The 15,314-nt window shown below is 53.9% G+C and carries 12 protein-coding genes; 1 reads left to right on the forward strand and 11 read right to left on the reverse strand.

What is annotated here, in order from left to right:
* Positions 1–128 precede the first annotated feature (128 nt).
* The 5 genes from AB1598_06460 to AB1598_06480 all read right to left on the reverse strand — a co-directional run bounded on the left by AB1598_06460 (position 129) and on the right by AB1598_06480 (position 5,369).
* Positions 129–1,532 (reverse strand): porin, encoded by a 1,404-nt coding sequence (locus AB1598_06460; protein ID MEW6144647.1) that lies wholly within the window; start codon positions 1,530–1,532, stop codon positions 129–131.
* A gap of 43 nt (positions 1,533–1,575) precedes the next feature.
* Positions 1,576–2,238, reverse strand: a complete 663-nt coding sequence (locus AB1598_06465) for a hypothetical protein (GenBank protein MEW6144648.1) — start codon at positions 2,236–2,238, stop codon at positions 1,576–1,578.
* Between the two features lie 239 nt (positions 2,239–2,477).
* Complete coding sequence (locus AB1598_06470; protein MEW6144649.1) at positions 2,478–3,239, reverse strand: ABC transporter permease; 762 nt, start codon at positions 3,237–3,239, stop codon at positions 2,478–2,480.
* Positions 3,239–4,282, reverse strand: coding sequence for an ATP-binding cassette domain-containing protein (locus AB1598_06475; GenBank protein MEW6144650.1), 1,044 nt, complete (start codon positions 4,280–4,282; stop codon positions 3,239–3,241). The genes AB1598_06470 and AB1598_06475 overlap by 1 nt, the downstream gene beginning before the upstream one ends.
* Before the next feature lie 28 nt (positions 4,283–4,310).
* A complete protein-coding gene (locus AB1598_06480) occupies positions 4,311–5,369 on the reverse strand; it encodes an ABC transporter substrate-binding protein (GenBank protein ID MEW6144651.1) in 1,059 nt (352 codons plus the stop codon).
* A gap of 468 nt (positions 5,370–5,837) precedes the next feature.
* On the opposite strand from AB1598_06480, the gene nifA reads away from it, so the two are divergent.
* The gene (nifA, locus tag AB1598_06485; protein MEW6144652.1) at positions 5,838–7,400 is read left to right on the forward strand and encodes a nif-specific transcriptional activator NifA; all 1,563 of its coding nucleotides are present in this window, start codon (positions 5,838–5,840) and stop codon (positions 7,398–7,400) included.
* 7 nt (positions 7,401–7,407) lie between these two features.
* Here the strand turns inward: nifA and glp are convergent, their stop codons facing one another.
* The 6 genes from glp to AB1598_06515 all read right to left on the reverse strand — a co-directional run bounded on the left by glp (position 7,408) and on the right by AB1598_06515 (position 15,300).
* Complete coding sequence (gene glp, locus AB1598_06490; protein ID MEW6144653.1) at positions 7,408–8,616, reverse strand: gephyrin-like molybdotransferase Glp; 1,209 nt, start codon at positions 8,614–8,616, stop codon at positions 7,408–7,410.
* A gap of 7 nt (positions 8,617–8,623) precedes the next feature.
* Positions 8,624–9,547, reverse strand: coding sequence for a bifunctional molybdenum cofactor biosynthesis protein MoaC/MoaB (moaCB, locus tag AB1598_06495; protein MEW6144654.1), 924 nt, complete (start codon positions 9,545–9,547; stop codon positions 8,624–8,626).
* Between the two features lie 10 nt (positions 9,548–9,557).
* Complete coding sequence (locus AB1598_06500; protein ID MEW6144655.1) at positions 9,558–10,157, reverse strand: molybdenum cofactor guanylyltransferase; 600 nt, start codon at positions 10,155–10,157, stop codon at positions 9,558–9,560.
* 75 nt (positions 10,158–10,232) lie between these two features.
* Positions 10,233–11,711 (reverse strand): alginate export family protein, encoded by a 1,479-nt coding sequence (locus tag AB1598_06505; GenBank protein ID MEW6144656.1) that lies wholly within the window; start codon positions 11,709–11,711, stop codon positions 10,233–10,235.
* A 161-nt stretch (positions 11,712–11,872) separates the two neighbouring features.
* The gene (locus AB1598_06510) at positions 11,873–13,210 is read right to left on the reverse strand and encodes a NarK family nitrate/nitrite MFS transporter (GenBank protein ID MEW6144657.1); all 1,338 of its coding nucleotides are present in this window, start codon (positions 13,208–13,210) and stop codon (positions 11,873–11,875) included.
* A 215-nt stretch (positions 13,211–13,425) separates the two neighbouring features.
* A complete protein-coding gene (locus AB1598_06515; GenBank protein MEW6144658.1) occupies positions 13,426–15,300 on the reverse strand; it encodes a Rieske 2Fe-2S domain-containing protein in 1,875 nt (624 codons plus the stop codon).
* Positions 15,301–15,314: the final 14 nt, after the last annotated feature.

Genomic DNA, 15,314 nt, shown 5'->3' on the forward strand with positions numbered 1-15,314 from the left:
ACGACGGCGGTATTAAAGATGAAAGGTTTTTAGAAAATGCCTGGAAAAGAAAACCTGCCGCCTTCAGCAGTAAGGCGGCAGGTTTATTAAAGGAGGTGATGAGAGACCGATTGTCTTTCCGTTTCTTTCTAAAAATTTGCCTGAACCTGTGCCCTCACGATATTCGCGTCCACGTCCGGGGCGTCAAGAGTCGCCTCGTTCCTCTGGAACGTGTAATTGAGCTGGAGCTTCCACCTGTGGTCGTGCGAGACGTAGTAATTTAATCCCGGAGTCAATTCCCACTGTTTGCTGGGTACGCTCGTATCCGGAGGAACCACGCCCGAGCCGGTGTCGTAGTCGATAAGCGCATACCGGGCGGCGAGCTCCACGGTCTTGGGCAAAAGGAACACGCCGGCCTGAATCCTGAAGCCCTGGTCGAACGCGGTGTCCTGCGGGCCCGAATCGGGCGAGAGCCACCTGGCGTCGTATTCCGCCTCCACGTTGAAGTAAGGCATCTTGAAGCTCAGGTCGCCCGTTATCTGGGTGAAGTTCGACTGCGGGAACCCTAGCTCGGCTATCCTGTCGCAAGCCCCGCCGTTAGGCTGCTTTCTCTCGCAGTTAAGCCCCGGCAGCGCCGAAGCGCCGAACCCGGCTACGAACGTGGGTTTCTTTGCGAAGTTGGGAACCAGCTCGTAAGCCCTGGCTGTAGCGTATGTGCCGTTAGGGTTGAACTTGAAATCTTCCCCCCCCAAGCCAAGCTGAACCCTGCCGACGTAGAGCAGGTTGGAATCGACGCTCGTGCCGTTGAGCCCGTCCCCGTTAAAGACGCCTGCGCTGTAGGAGACGTTGTTGTTTTTCCCGATTCCGCCCAGGAGCGCGAGACCGCGGTCTCTCTCGAGCCCGAACTGATCGTTTACAATCGACCTCTCGACCATCTGGAGGGCTGAGGACGAGTTAAGCTCTTCCCTGTTGAACGGGACTTTCCACTGTCCTACTCTCGGGGCGACCTCCTTCTGATACGCAGCAGTGAGATACATGTCCTTCAGGAGCTGGCTGCTCGCGGGATCTATCATGAACGTATAATAGAACCACGGTTTGAATGCATACCCGTCCCACCTGAGCTCGAGTCTACGGAGCCTGAAGTTCGTAGATACCAGCTCCTCGTCAGTATCGTTGACTATGCCCTGTATCTGAGCCAGGAAGACGAACCTCGTCTTGAACTGAAAACCGTCTTTGTCCGACGATTCGAAAACGAAGCCCTTGTCGTACCTGGCCAGGAACTTGTTATACCAGGCGTCCTCGTCGACAGTTTCCTGCTTCGTCTTTATCTCCGCGATCTTCTCCCGATCTGCCGCCCTTTCCGTCTGCAGGCTTTCGATTTGCTTCTTCAGCTCCTCGATCTGCTTCTGGTTCTGGAGCTGTATGATCTCGATCTGCTTCTTGAGCTCTTCTATCTGCTGCTTCGTCGATTGGGCGAACGAGCTCGCAGGGCTGAGAAGTATAAGGAGCAGGACTACCACCGCTTCCGTGTTTCTAACGATCCTACTTATCATCTTACTTATCCTCCTTAAATTGATTTTTCCTGCAGTGAGTCGGTCACTCGATAATCAACCTGCCGGCTGATTTTAGATCCGGTCTTTTGTATCTCGAATACCTGGCGCTCCTTACGTTCCTCAGCCCGTCGACGATAGGCACTCCGAGAGCCTTGGAAAGCCCGCGTCTTAGCGGCTCGAGCTTCTCCCTGAAAGCTCTCAGGCCCCTCACGTAAGCCGCGGGATTATTCTGCCACAAGAGGAAGTTGTTGAAGACCCGCTTGAGCTTCTCCCTCACCTCGGACGATTCGAAGCTCCAGTTATAATCCCCTTCGACGGGGTAGAAGGTTTGAAAGAAGAGGAGCTGCTTTATGACCGTCCGGTGGTCTTCGACGTAATCGAGGTCGAAGAACCCGGTCCGCACCCAGCTGTAACCGCTCCCGAAGCTATCGGCAAAATTGTCCTCGAGCCCCAGCTTCTTTCCCGCGATAAATGCCAAGTTCACGTACACGTACGCAGCCTCCGGCGTGAAATACCCGTGCTCCGCAAATCCTTCGTCGAACCGGTTAAGGCTGCTCACGAAGTAAAGCCCGCTGTATTTCCTGGCGAAGCCGTAGTCAGCCCGATTCCCGAAGTCGAGCTCTCCGACGTCGGCGATCTCTAAAAGCGATTCCCTGATGTTCCCCCATTCACGTTCTGCTATCCTGATCGTATCTTCGGATTTCATTTTCTTCTCCCGTAATTTCCCTTTTGCTGTTTTTGCGTAGAACTCCCCCGTAAGTTGAAATATCAACTTTTTAAAATCCAGGAAATTTTCCGCAACTCTCCCGCGCGCCCGTACACATGCGTCAGACGACACGGCTCTCCGATTGTCTCAGAAACTAATTACGGTCAGGACAACAATAATACGTGCCCCTTAGCTTGACGCGGTGCTTCGGGAATACCAGATTTTTGAAATCGATATGTTCATGCATTTAACAGCCCCCATCTCTCTCTTACGCGGTTCTCGAGCTTCGTGAAGACGAACCTGTCAACAGTAATGCCGATGACAATGATTATTATCATTACCGCGATGATCTGGCTTATGTCGTTGAGCTCCCTGCCCATGGTCAGCAGGTGTCCGAGCCCGATGCTCACGTAGAGCAGCTCGCCCGCCATAAGCGCGCGCCACGCGAAAGACCAGCCCTGCTTGAGCCCGCTTATGATGGACGGCATGGCGGCGGGGATGATGACCCTTGTATAGAGGTCGAACCCGCCCGCACCCATAGTCCTCGCGGCCCTGAGGTATATTGGCGGCACGTTCTTCACGCCGGAATCGACGCCGATTGTAATGGCGAAGAGAGATCCGAGAACGACAACAAGCACTATCGCGCTTTCACTGAGACCGAACCAGAGGAGCGCTATGGGGAGCCAGCAGATGCTGGGAAGCGCCTGGAAGCCGAGCACTATGGTACCGACGGTCTCGTCGAGCACCTTGACTCTTCCTATCGCGAGGCCTATAAGGACCCCGCCGACTATGGAGAGACCGTAGCCTATGAGCACCCGCTTCATGCTCTCAAGAATCCCTATGGTGAAGCTGTTGTCCTGGAAGCCCGCGATGAGGGACCTCAGGACGCTCAGCGGTGACGGGAACAGGTATGATGGCCATAGCTTGAGAGCCGCGACCCCCTCCCATACAGCGACCAGGAGCAGATAAAAAACGGTCAATAAAATTATCTTCCTCTTCATCAGCCCGCGGCCTCCCTGACTTCCGAATCCTCGCCGTCTTCCCTTATCTCATCTGTGATCCACTTCGTGTTGAGGAACACCTCGGGATTGCCCGGCCTCCTCGGTCTTTCGATCTCTATATCGTGCTCTGACTTTATCCTCCCCGGGTTCTTCGTGAACACTAGAACCCTGTCGCCGAGTATCACAGCCTCTTCCACGTTATGCGTGACGAAAACGATCGTCTTATGCGACTCCACCCAGATCCTCTGGAGCTCTTCCTGAAGCGACTCCCTCGTCTGTATGTCGAGAGCGGCGAACGGCTCGTCCATGAGCAGTATAGAGGGCTCCATGACGAGCGCCCTCGCGAGCGCGACGCGCTGTTTCATGCCTCCCGAGAGCTGGTGGATGAAGGAGTTATGGAACTTGTCGTCGAGCCCTACGAGCTTAAGATAATCGTACGCGAGCTCTCTCCTTATTTTCTGAGCAACCTTTCTCAGCTTGAGCCCGAATTCGACATTCTCGTTAACCGTGAGCCACGGGAAGAGCGCCCCTTCCTGGAAGACTACAACCCTGTCCGCGCCGGGGCCTTCCACGCGCTTCCCGTCGGCGAGTATCCGTCCGCTCGTGGGCTTGTCGAGCCCCGCGATCATGTTGAGGAGAGTCGACTTCCCGCACCCCGAAGACCCGACTACCGAGACGAACTCCCCGTCCCGGATAGTGAGGTTTATATCGCTCAGCGCCGTGACCTTTCCCTCTTTCGTATTGAACACTTTCGAGACGTTTTCCACCCTGAGCCTCGCCTCTTTCTTCTCTATCTTCTGAATGAATATGTTCCAGAGTCCTTCCTGCTCGACGACCCTGTACGGATATCCCCTCCTCTCGCAGAACCTCGGCGCGTTCTCGAGCGCCGTAGCCTCGTGGTCCGATATAGCGAGGAGCACCGCATCGTCGCCGAGCGCCCTTATGGTGTCCCTTATCACGTTAAGCGGATGAGGGCAGATAGCGTCCCTCAAATCGACGACTTTATCGGGCTTGAGCACTTCCAGTTTTTTTACTGTTTCCAAATGCATCTGATTTCCTTGTATTTGACGTTTATTTTTCCGCTGTCTGACCGCTCTCGACCTTTATCTCTTTAAGACCTCTTTCCCTGAGAATTCCGTTTAAAATCGAGAGGTCGTATATATTCGAGAGGTCGGGCTCTTTTTTCCCGAGGAAACCGAGCTTGTACGCATCCTCGGCCGACTGGAAAAGAGAGCCGGCTACGGGGTCGTACGTGAATTCGATCCTCTTGATGGCAGCGTCGAGGATATTTTGAGGAAGCGACTTCCCGGTTTCCCTCTTGATCTCCTCATTTAGCACCTGTTTCGCCTCTTCCGGGTTGTCGTTTATCCAGTCAGTAAGCACAAGATTGGTTTCGAGCCAGGTTTTTACAAGCCCGGGGTGCTCTTTCAGGAACTCCGTGTTGACGATAATATGAGTGGTCACGTACTGACCGTTCGGCCAGAGGTCCTTCTCGTCGAGGAAAAGCTCACCGCCGCCGTCGTATATGAGCCTCGACACCCAGGGCTCGACAGTCCACGCGCCGTCTATCTCCTTTTTAATGAAGAGAGTGAGCTGGTCGGGGTTTTCGAGAGGGACGACCTCCACGGTCCCGCCTTTTTCCTTGAGCTTGTATCCGTTCTCGGCAAGCCAGTTCCTGAGCGCGACGTCCTGAGTATTGCCTATGCTCGGCGTCGCGAACTTCTTCCCGTTAAAATCCTTCGCCGATTTGATACCCGCGTCCTTCCTCACGACGAGCCCCGCGCCGCCGCTTGCCGCGCCGGATACTATGCGGAGCGCCTCGCCGTCCGATTTAATGTAGCCGTTAACTGCAGGGTTCGGGCCGATGTACGTGATGTCGAGCTCCCCGGCGAAGAGGGCCTCTATTGCCGAGGTACCCGAATTGAAGAGCTTCCAGTCTACGGACGCTTTATCCCCGAGCGCCTTCTCGAAATCTCCCCTCGCCTGCCCGATGACCCCCTGGGCGTGGGTGACGTTCGGGAAATGGCCCGCGCGTATGGTCACTTTCGAATCATCGGCGTCTGCGTTCCCGATCAGTACCGTAAGTCCCAGCAAAACTGCGAAAGTTAAAATTAATAACCTTATCTTCATTGTCATCTCCTCCCGAATCGATATTAGGGGAGCTATATCGGCAAAATGCGTGCCAAATAAATTATTTAATGTTTACGGGAGGAACAACCAGTAGCCTTGGCTGTAACGGTTAAATAGTATCCACCATGTCGTAGTATTTTGTTACCGCTGTATAATATTTATACATAATACGTTAGAAACTCCACCGACTCGAATTTCCGTACACTTACATCTTTATTCCTATATGGAAAATCATCGTGATTGAAAAGCGCCAGGAGAGTGGGTTTATACCGGAGGGAGGGTGAGGTATTCGACCCCCGCTTTTGGATTCCGTGCTGAAAATATCACAGGACTGCTCAATAATGCGACATTAAAACCGGCCGCATAAGAAAATCACATAATATTTAGAGGCCTTTTAATAAATGGAATTCTGGCATACAACTTGCACCTACTTAACCTAAGGGGTATTCCACCCCGAGGGAGTATTTTATGGCCGCCGCTACAAAAAGGTCACTCGAACTCACGACATTATACGAGATCAGCAAACTCTTGACCTCGACTTTCAACCTCGACCAGTCGCTCACCTCGGTCATGAACGTGCTCGACAAGTTTCTAGGCATGCGTTACGGGACAATCGTGCTTCAGGATAAAGAGTCCAAAACGCTCGACACCGTCGTTTCACTCGGCGTAGAAAAAAAACGCCACATCAAATTCAGATCCGGCGAGGGAATAATCGGGAAGGTATTCAAAACGGGGTCCCCGATAGTCGTAACGGATATAAGGGACGAGCCCTCGATATGGAAAGGGATGAAGCTCGAGGACAGCGTCCTTACGAAGTTTTCACTCCTCTGCATTCCCATCAAATCGCAGAGGGGGACGATTGGGACGCTGAGCGTTATCTACTGCAGGAGCGAGGAGTCGGTATCCATCAACGAGGCGCTTTCACTGCTGACGATGATCGGGTCGCTTATCGGGCAGGCGATAGAGATAAGCAGCAAGGTAAACGAGGAGAAGGCGAGGCTCAGGGAAGAGAAAATGCACCTCCAGCAGGAGCTCGCGAGCATGCACCGTATAGACAATATGGTCGGCCGGAGCGATATAATGCAGGAGACTTTCGAAACCATCAAGCGCGTGGCGCTCAGCAGCGCCACCGTCCTGATCAGGGGTGAGAGCGGGACCGGGAAAGAGCTCGTCGCAAGGGCCATACACTATAACAGCCCCAGAGCCGAAGGCCCGTTCATCAAAATCAACTGCACGGCGATCCCCGACACGCTGCTAGAGACAGAGCTCTTCGGCCATGTAAAAGGGTCTTTTACCGGCGCTTCGGGAGAGAGGAAAGGGAGGTTCGAGCTCGCGGATAAAGGGACGATCTTTCTCGACGAGATAGGGGACCTGCCCGTATCCACGCAGTTGAAGCTCCTCCGCGTGCTCCAGGAGAGGAGCTTCGAGAAAGTTGGGAGCTCGACGACGATAAGCGTCGACGTGAGGATAGTCGCCGCGACCAACAGCGACCTCGAAGCTGCGATCGAGAAGGGGACTTTCAGGGAAGACCTGTTTTACCGTTTGAACGTCGTCCCCATAATACTCCCGCCGGTCAGAAGCCGGAGAGAAGACATACCGCTTTTAATAGAGCATTTCCTGAAGAAGTTTAACAAGGAGAACTCCAAGAACGTGAGCATCTCAGGGGAGGCGATGGAATATCTGCTCGGCTACACCTGGCCCGGCAATGTGCGCGAGATCGAAAACTGCATAGAGAGGATCGTTATACTGAGCGATAACGACATTGCGACGCGCAACGACCTGCCGTACGAAATATTGAATGCAAGGAGAATACCGCACCGATCCAAGCCGGAGGATGTTCACAAACCCGAAGATGACTCACTCACGAAGACGGTGGAAGATATAGAGATCGAACGTATAGTGGACGCGCTCAGGAAATGCGGATGGGTGAAGTCGAGAGCGGCCAAGCTCATAGGACTCACGACGAGGCAGCTCGATTACAGAATAAGCAAATACGGCATCTCGTTCGACAAGCCGTGGAGAGATTCGTAAAATGTGCCTATGGAAGGAGATGAACCTTTACCCCGGAATTTTCCGGCAGGTATGAGTCATCCTTATCTATAACGATCAAACAGTTCGACAGGGCAAAGGATTTCAGCATGTGCGAGCCCTGTCCTCCCGAAGTCATGACGTAGACTTTTTCCCCCTCTCTACCGACTATGCCGCGGAGAAAGTGCGTCTTCCCCGGCTTTTTTCTTACCGGATCAAGGAGCATGGCGTTTAATTCGTGAAGGAATATGTCCTTCTTCCCGATCATTTTGCGGAGCACGGGGCGGACGTATTCGTAATAGCAGACGAGCGTGGACGCGGGGTTTCCAGGCAGTCCGAAGACCAGAGCGTCACTCGCCCTCCCGAAGAACATGGGGCCGCCCGGCCTTTGAGAAACGCCCCAGAATATCTTTTCGACCCCCGCGGCGCCGAGTGTATCCTTGACGAAATCGTAATCACCAACAGACACGCCTCCCGTAATTATAAGGACGTCGGAAGAGACAAGCCCTTTTTTGATCCTTTCTTCTATATCCGATCTAACATCTGCAATGCGTTCTGCGGAGATGAGCTTAACCTTCTCTCCCGCAAGAGCGGATTTGAGTGTAACTGAATTCGTATCCCTTATCTTGCCTGGCGTTAAATCTTCTTCAGGCCCGACTAGCTCCTCGCCTGTGACTATGACCGACACCTTCGGCATCTTCCGGACTTTAACTCTCTCGATGCCAAGCTCGGCAAGGAAACCCACCGCGGCAGGCGTGATCTCGACGCCTGCGCTGAGAGCGGTCTCGCCCTTCCCTATTTCCTCCCCTTCGAATCTGACGTTAGACCCCTTTTCGATTGCGGCTGTTAATATCAAATCTCCGTACTCCTCTGCAGCGTCCTCTATTCTCACGACAGCATCCGCGCCACCTGGCACGGGCGCGCCCGTCATGATCTTCGCCGCTTCTCCAGAATTTACGGAAAAATCGGGGAAGTCGCCTGCTCTCACAGTGCTGACGACCCTCAAACGGACGGGACTCCCGGGCGCTGCGCTTACGGTGTCTTCCGACCTCGCTGCGTAACCGTCCATCGCGGAGTTAGTGAAGAGCGGCAGGTTGACCGGACTTATAACGTCTGAAGAAAGCACGAGACCGAGAGCGTCTTCGACGCTCACTTCGATTTCGCCGAGGGGTCGCGTGTTATCGAGAACCAGTTTTTGCGCCTCTTTTACCGTAACCATATAGGGCTCAGTTTTTTTTGGAAGAATGGTCGCCGCCTCTTAAAATGCGGAAAGAGTGGAGTACCCACGGGAAGAGGGCGTCCATTGTTTCGGCGGCGCCCCTGGAGCTTCCGGGCAGATTGATGATAATCGTCTTCCCCCTGATACCGCTCACGCCCCTCGATAGCATCGCGTGGGGAGTCCTGCGGAAGCCGTAGCTGCGGCCTGCCTCGGCTATTCCCGGGACTTCCCGTTCTATTACTTCCATCGTTGCCTCGACGGTTACGTCGCGGGGGCTCAGTCCCGTGCCGCCTGTAGTGAGAATCAGGTCTAGCGCTTCGCCGTCGGAGAGCTCAATAAGCCTTTTTTTAATCAGCCCGATCTCGTCGGGGAGGATTTCGTATCCAACGACCTCGACGGGCTGGTCTTTCAATTTTTCCTTGATTATCTTGCCGGATTTATCTTCCTTCTTTCCGCTAGATACACTGTCCGAGAGAACGAGAATTGCTGTTTTTAGCGGCTCCCTGTAGCTTTCCTTCCAGTCGCTCTTGCCTCCCTTTTTTTCGACGAGCCTCACTTCGCTTATTTCAAGGGAGGTGTCGATCGGCTTCAGCATATCGTAAATCGTGAGTGCGGCGATCGATGCCGCGGTGAGCGCTTCCATCTCGACGCCTGTTTTCCACACCGCTTTCACGAACGAGTGTACGGCGATGCCGTCTTCTTCTATATCGAAATCGAGGGTGACAGTGTCGATCGGGACCTGATGGCAGAGAGGAATGATTTCGCACGTCTTCTTCGCCGCCATTATACCCGCAGTCCTCGCCGTCTCGAGCACGTTCCCTTTGGGCACTGCGTTCGATCTGATTAAATCCAGCGTTTCTGCACCGGCTCTGATTTTCGCGCTCGCGCGAGCTGTCCTTAATGTATCAAGCTTGTCGCTTACGTCTTTCATGGCTCGTTAATTATAATCGAGTTCTCTCTATCTTTAAGTCTTCGGGTGTATTCACGTTACGGAACATGAGCTCAGGGTCGCCGAACCGGGATATTTCATCTTCGGCGAGGAGCCTTACTCTGAGGCCGCTGCCTTCATCCGCGAGGAGATGCGGAGCGGGCTTTCTCCCTTCTTCGAAGAAGCGCTCGATCACCGGTATCACCTTCCGGGAGTAAACCGCGATTAGAGGTTCGGGATAGCCCTTCCATACCGGCATTAGGACGTCGAAGCCGCCGGATACGTCTTTCATGTATTCGAGCAGCTCCGTTCTCAAACCGGGCGTATCGACGGGGTTCACTATGCCGCGAGGGCCGGCCATCGTTTTCAAGCCCGTATATATTCCCATCATCGGACCCCTGTCCGAGGCTATGTCGCTCACCGATATTACACCGTCGAACTCGATGTTCTCTCCTTCCGCCGTGACCGCGATCACCTCGTCCGCAACGCTCTTCAAGCGCTCAACCGCTATATCAAGGAACGTCCTGCCGTCGTATTCGAGGTATCTCTTATCGACGCCCATCCTCTCCGATTTCCCGCCTGCGAGCAGAATTCCCGAAAAAATCTCTTTCATCTCATCTATCCGGTATATATGACCCGAATAGAATTATACCCAAGCCAGAGGCGGATATGCGCGATTCAACCCCCCCTACTTCTTCTTTCCTATAGTGAACGGGACCGTCGCCTGAGCGTAGAACCAGTCGAGCTGGTCTTCCTCGTTGTAAACGACCTCGACGCCGCGTCCTCCGAAGAAATGGGAGTAGCCCAAATCGAACGTAAGGTATTCGAGCGCCTTTATGCTCAGCGTTACGTCTATCTCTCCTCCGAGGAAGCTCTCTATGTCCTCGCCTTCGACTGGGCTCCTGAACTGGTATCCGAAGACGGTATCGTTGAAGGGACCCGAGCCGCCGATCCACACCTCTTCGTCCGAGGCGAGCCAGAAGAGGTGGCCTTCCACGTCGAAGCCTACGATCGGAAGGGGCTTAAGCATTATCTGCGTATATGCGTCGATCAGGTTGCTGAATGCGACTGTGTCCGCGTAACCGTACCATTTGTGGTTCGTGGGTACCATATTGAAGAAGGTGCCGTTGTCGGAATCGTCAGGGTCTCCGTCTCCCGAGGCGTAAGCGAGACCTATCCTCACCCACGGCTTCCACGGAGTGGCGGCGAACTGATAACCGAGCTCGCCTATGAAGGCGAGCGCCTTCTGGTTCTCGACGCCGAAATCGCCCAGCTGAAAGGCGAACCACAACATCGTGTCGAAAAAGCCCGAGCCCGCCGGGTATGCACCGACCATGCTTATCCCAGTCGTGTTAATTTTGAGGTCGTCTCCCGCGAGAGCTTTTGCCGGCGCCCTGTCGTCGAAATAGAAATAATCGAAGAGCTGGAACTGCGTGTTTTTCAGGAGGACGTCTTTCTTCAGCGTGAACGACCCTCCTGTGACGAATACGGTATCGAGGTCCTTCCAGTAACCGTCGTCGATGTCGTAACCGCCGAAGGTCACGACCGCCCCCATGAGGTTGAGGTTAAATTTATCGTTCGCATAACCAGCCGTGCCGCCGTCGAACCTCCTCCCTACGAGAGTCCAGTCCCAATCGCCGATGAGCCTCTCGGAGAGCCTCTTTTTTATGAGCCAGGTGAGCTGAGGCGAATCTTCGTAGAGCACCTCGCCGCCGTCTTCATAATTTATCCTCCCTCCCTTGAGATAAAACCCGTTTAAATTTTTGAGGTGGAGGTATGCCTCGACGAACTGGAAATTCCCCGGACCTGTCTCGTCGTCGCTCGCGGTGAAGTAGAGAGGACCCGGACCGAAGGCGCCGTTCTCGGGAAGGTTGAAAGCCTTGACGCCCTGACCCATTACGTGAAGCGCAACGTGCTCCCAGTCGAAATCTACGAACGCCCTCGCCCTTATGAGAAAGAAATCGTACGTGCGGTCGGTATCCGTATTCTCCTGCTGGAACGTGCTCCAGAGCTCGTTTCTCAGGTTTATATTTACTCCGCCGCTCACGTGGTTTTTCAGTCCCTCGGAAAAGTTCTCTTCCGCTCTTGCGTTAAGGCATACAGCCCCTGATGATAATACGATAGCTAACGATAGGACTGTCAATTTCAGGTAAAGTGATCCCGTCATTTAATTCTCCTCCCTTTTTATACCATTTTTACAGACCGGTGTCCTTCTTTGGTGTTGAGGAGAGGGGATAGCATTATTCATCTCGATGCTATCCCTTCACTCAGAGGGAATCTCGGCATGATTCCCTTCACAAAGGAGATTTGGCTAATTTACGGGTAATGCTAGGAGCCGACTGCGGCTGTTTTCTGAGCCTGCGCCTCCTGGAACGCCCTCTTCTCCTCCTCGATCGTCTCAGGTGAGAACCTGATGAAGAACACGAAGAGCGATGCTATCACGACGCAGAGCCCGAGATAGAAGAGCCCGCCCTGCATAGTGAGGCTTTCAGACCTGAAGAGAAAACCGGCCGCAACCGCGCCGGCATTCCCTCCCGCGCCCACTATACCCGCAACGGATCCGAGGGCCTTCTTGTTAAGGAACGGCACTACTCCATACGTCGCTCCGTTAGACATCTTGACGAAGAGGCCGAAGACGACCATGGAGATTACAGCGATAACGAGGGCGGACATCTGTGAAAAGACGACGAGTGCGATACCTTCGAGGAACAATACGGCGAAGAGGAACCTCACTCTCCCCGTGAGTCCGTGGCTTTTCGCAAACTTGTCGGAGAAGATTCCGCCCAGCGCCCTCGCGAATATATTCATGAGACCGAAGAGGCCCGCGATTATGCCCGCCGACTCCAGGCTTAACTCGAACCGGTCGAAGAAGTAGAGCGCCGCTATGTTGTCTATCGTTATTTCGACACCGAAGCACGCAGCATAGACGACGAAGAGCGCCCAGACGCGGGGGTCTTTCGCTGCAAGGAGAAAAGAGCCGTGCTCCTTGTCCTCCGCTGCCGGCATCTCGCCCCTCGCGCGGAGCTCTTTGTAGTTTCCGTCGGGAGCGTCCTGTGTGAAGAAGTAGTAAGCTATACCAGTGAGAAATAATACCACTCCGGGAACCACCATCGCGAGTCTCCATCCGAGGAATTTACCGGCACCCAGGCTGACTATGGCCGCGAATATGAGCGGCATGACCATTTGCGTCACTCCGCCTCCGAGGTTGCCCCATCCCGCGGTAGTCGCGTTCGCAGTACCCACAACGTTCGGGGCGAACATGATGGAGGTGTGATATTGAGTGATTACGAACGACGCGCCTATCATGCCTATCGCGAGTCGGAAGAGGAGGAACGTCTCGTAGCTGTGGGAGAGACCTATACCCATGACCGGCAGAGCCCCAACGAGGAGGAGCCATGTGTATGTAAGGCGCGGGCCGTACTTGTCGCAGAGCTTTCCGACGACAAGACGGCATAGAATCGTAATGGCGACGGATGCGATTATCGTGTTGCCTATTTGCGTCTTCGTGAGGCCGAGGTCTTCCCTCACTACAGCCATTAACGGCGCTATTCCGAACCATCCGAAAAAGCAGAGGAAGAACGCGAACCACGTCATGTGAAATGCCCGCATTTGCGGTGTGCTCAGGCTGAACAGGCTGATACGTGCAGCTTTATTTTTGATCTCCATAAGTTTAGCCTCCCTGGAACATTTGCTTATTTCTTATTAGTCCTTATTGGCAATTGCTGTGCCAAGTTGACCGCCCATATTGTGCAAGCGCAAAATACCTAAATGTATCGAGAATTTTCGGAATGATGATGACAGGAGATAAAAGGGAATTTAAAGCTTACAATTTTGTAAATACTCTTACAAAGTTGTAAATATGTTTACTTGCAATGAGTGTCTTAATCCTCGACGGAATAGCCGCTGCCCCTGGGTACGAGCCTGTAGGTTTTTATTTCGAGTGACGAATCCGTATGACACCTTCCGGTCTTGACGTTGAACCTGTTGCCGTGTCCGGGACAGACCACGTCATCTCCGAGCAATGTCCCGGAGGATAATCTATTCCCCTGGTGCGGGCAGAGATTTTGCGTCGCATAGAGTTCGCCCCTGATCTTGAAAACGGCGATCTCCTTGCCGTCGATAACGACGGGCTTGCCCGACCCTTCCGTTATGTCGTCCGCGTGAATGACGGAGACGGCTTTCGCTTCGGCGCTTTCGATAACGGAGGGCCCTAGTTCTTCGGGGTTAAGGAGGTTGTCTATCTGTTTTCTGAATTTTTCGAAGGCACCCCATTGAACGAGCCCTTCGAGAACGAACGTGAGCTCGCTGCACGGGACGTTCTCCATTATCTTTATCGCGGGCTTCGTTTCGGGACCCGACTCCCCGCCGATAAAAATATCGACCGCATCGACGATCTCGCCATTCACCTGTGTTTTCTTGCCGAGGAGCCCTATGTCGGCGATCGTATGGTTGCCGCAGCCCGAAGGACAGCCGGACCAATTGATGCTCCTGGGATTAAAATTCGGGAGAATGCTCTCCAGCTCGCGTCCTATCTCGAACGCGCGGTTTTTCGTCTCTATGAGAGCGAGGTTGCAGTACTCGCTTCCGGAGCAGCTCGTGATGCTCCTCATGACGGCCGAGGGATAGGGACTCAGCTCCTGGAGAAGCCTTTCCGAGAGTACGCGGTTCACGTTTTCATCCGGTATATTAGGGATGATCAGATTCTGCCGCGCCGTCAGCCTGACCTCTCCGTTACCGTAGAGCGCAGACAACCTCGCCGTCTCGGCGAGCTGCTCTCCCGTAATCTTGCCTACCGGGACGAGCATCCCGATATAGTTGAGCCCGTGCTGGAGCTGGGGGAATACTCCTATATGGTCGGTCTCGTGGCCGAACCTTTCGTCCTTCCCCGCACTCTCGAGAGCAACCCCCAGGCTGATCTCAACCGCCTCTCTCAGCTTTTCCACTCCCCATTCGTCAATCAGGAACGAGAGCCTTGCCTTGTTCCTCGCCGCTCTCGGACCGTTGTCGCGATAAATGACCGCGATCGTTTTACACAGCTCCGGCGCTTCGCGTGGCGTCACGAATACGTCGAGCGGCCGGGATTCCTTGAACCCTCCCGAGCCGTTTTTGCCGCCGACGAAAACGTTGAACCCTTGAACGTTTTTACCGTTCATGATTTTGCTCGCGGGAACGAGAGAGATGTCCTGAGTTGCGGAGTTCGTGCAGTTCTCCTTGCACGCCGTTATCGTCACGTTCATCTTCCGCGGGAGGTTCGAGTATTCCCTGTTGCCGACGAAAATGTTGTTGAACCGTTTCACGACAGGGGAGGCCTCGAAGAGCTCAGTCCTCGAGATACCGGAGACCGGACAGCCCACGACGTTTCTGATGTTGTCCATCCCTGTCTGGAGAGTGAGGAGTCCGGCATGATTAAGGAGCCTGAGGACCTTCGGGACATCGACGATCTTTATCCATCTGAGCTGAATCTGCTGCCGCGTCGTTATATCCGCTCTTCCGCGGCCGATGTTATTCGTTATCCACGCTATCGTCTCTATCTGCTGTGAAGCGGCTATGCCGTTAGGAATCCTTATCCTGACCATGAAATAGCCCGGAGTGTGCTTTCTGAAGAACGTGCCGAACCACTTTAGCCGCTCGAGATCGTCTTCGCCAATTGACTCGAACCCCTCGAGAGCGAACTTTTCGATATCCGCCCCCACATCGAGCCCGTCCTTCTCGAGCTTGATCTTCTCTATCCTGTTGAGCTTCGTTTTCTTCGGCACCTTGCAATCCCCCT

Source organism: Thermodesulfobacteriota bacterium (genome assembly GCA_040754335.1).
Classification (GTDB): Bacteria; Desulfobacterota_D; UBA1144; order Nemesobacterales; family UBA2774; genus 2-12-FULL-53-21.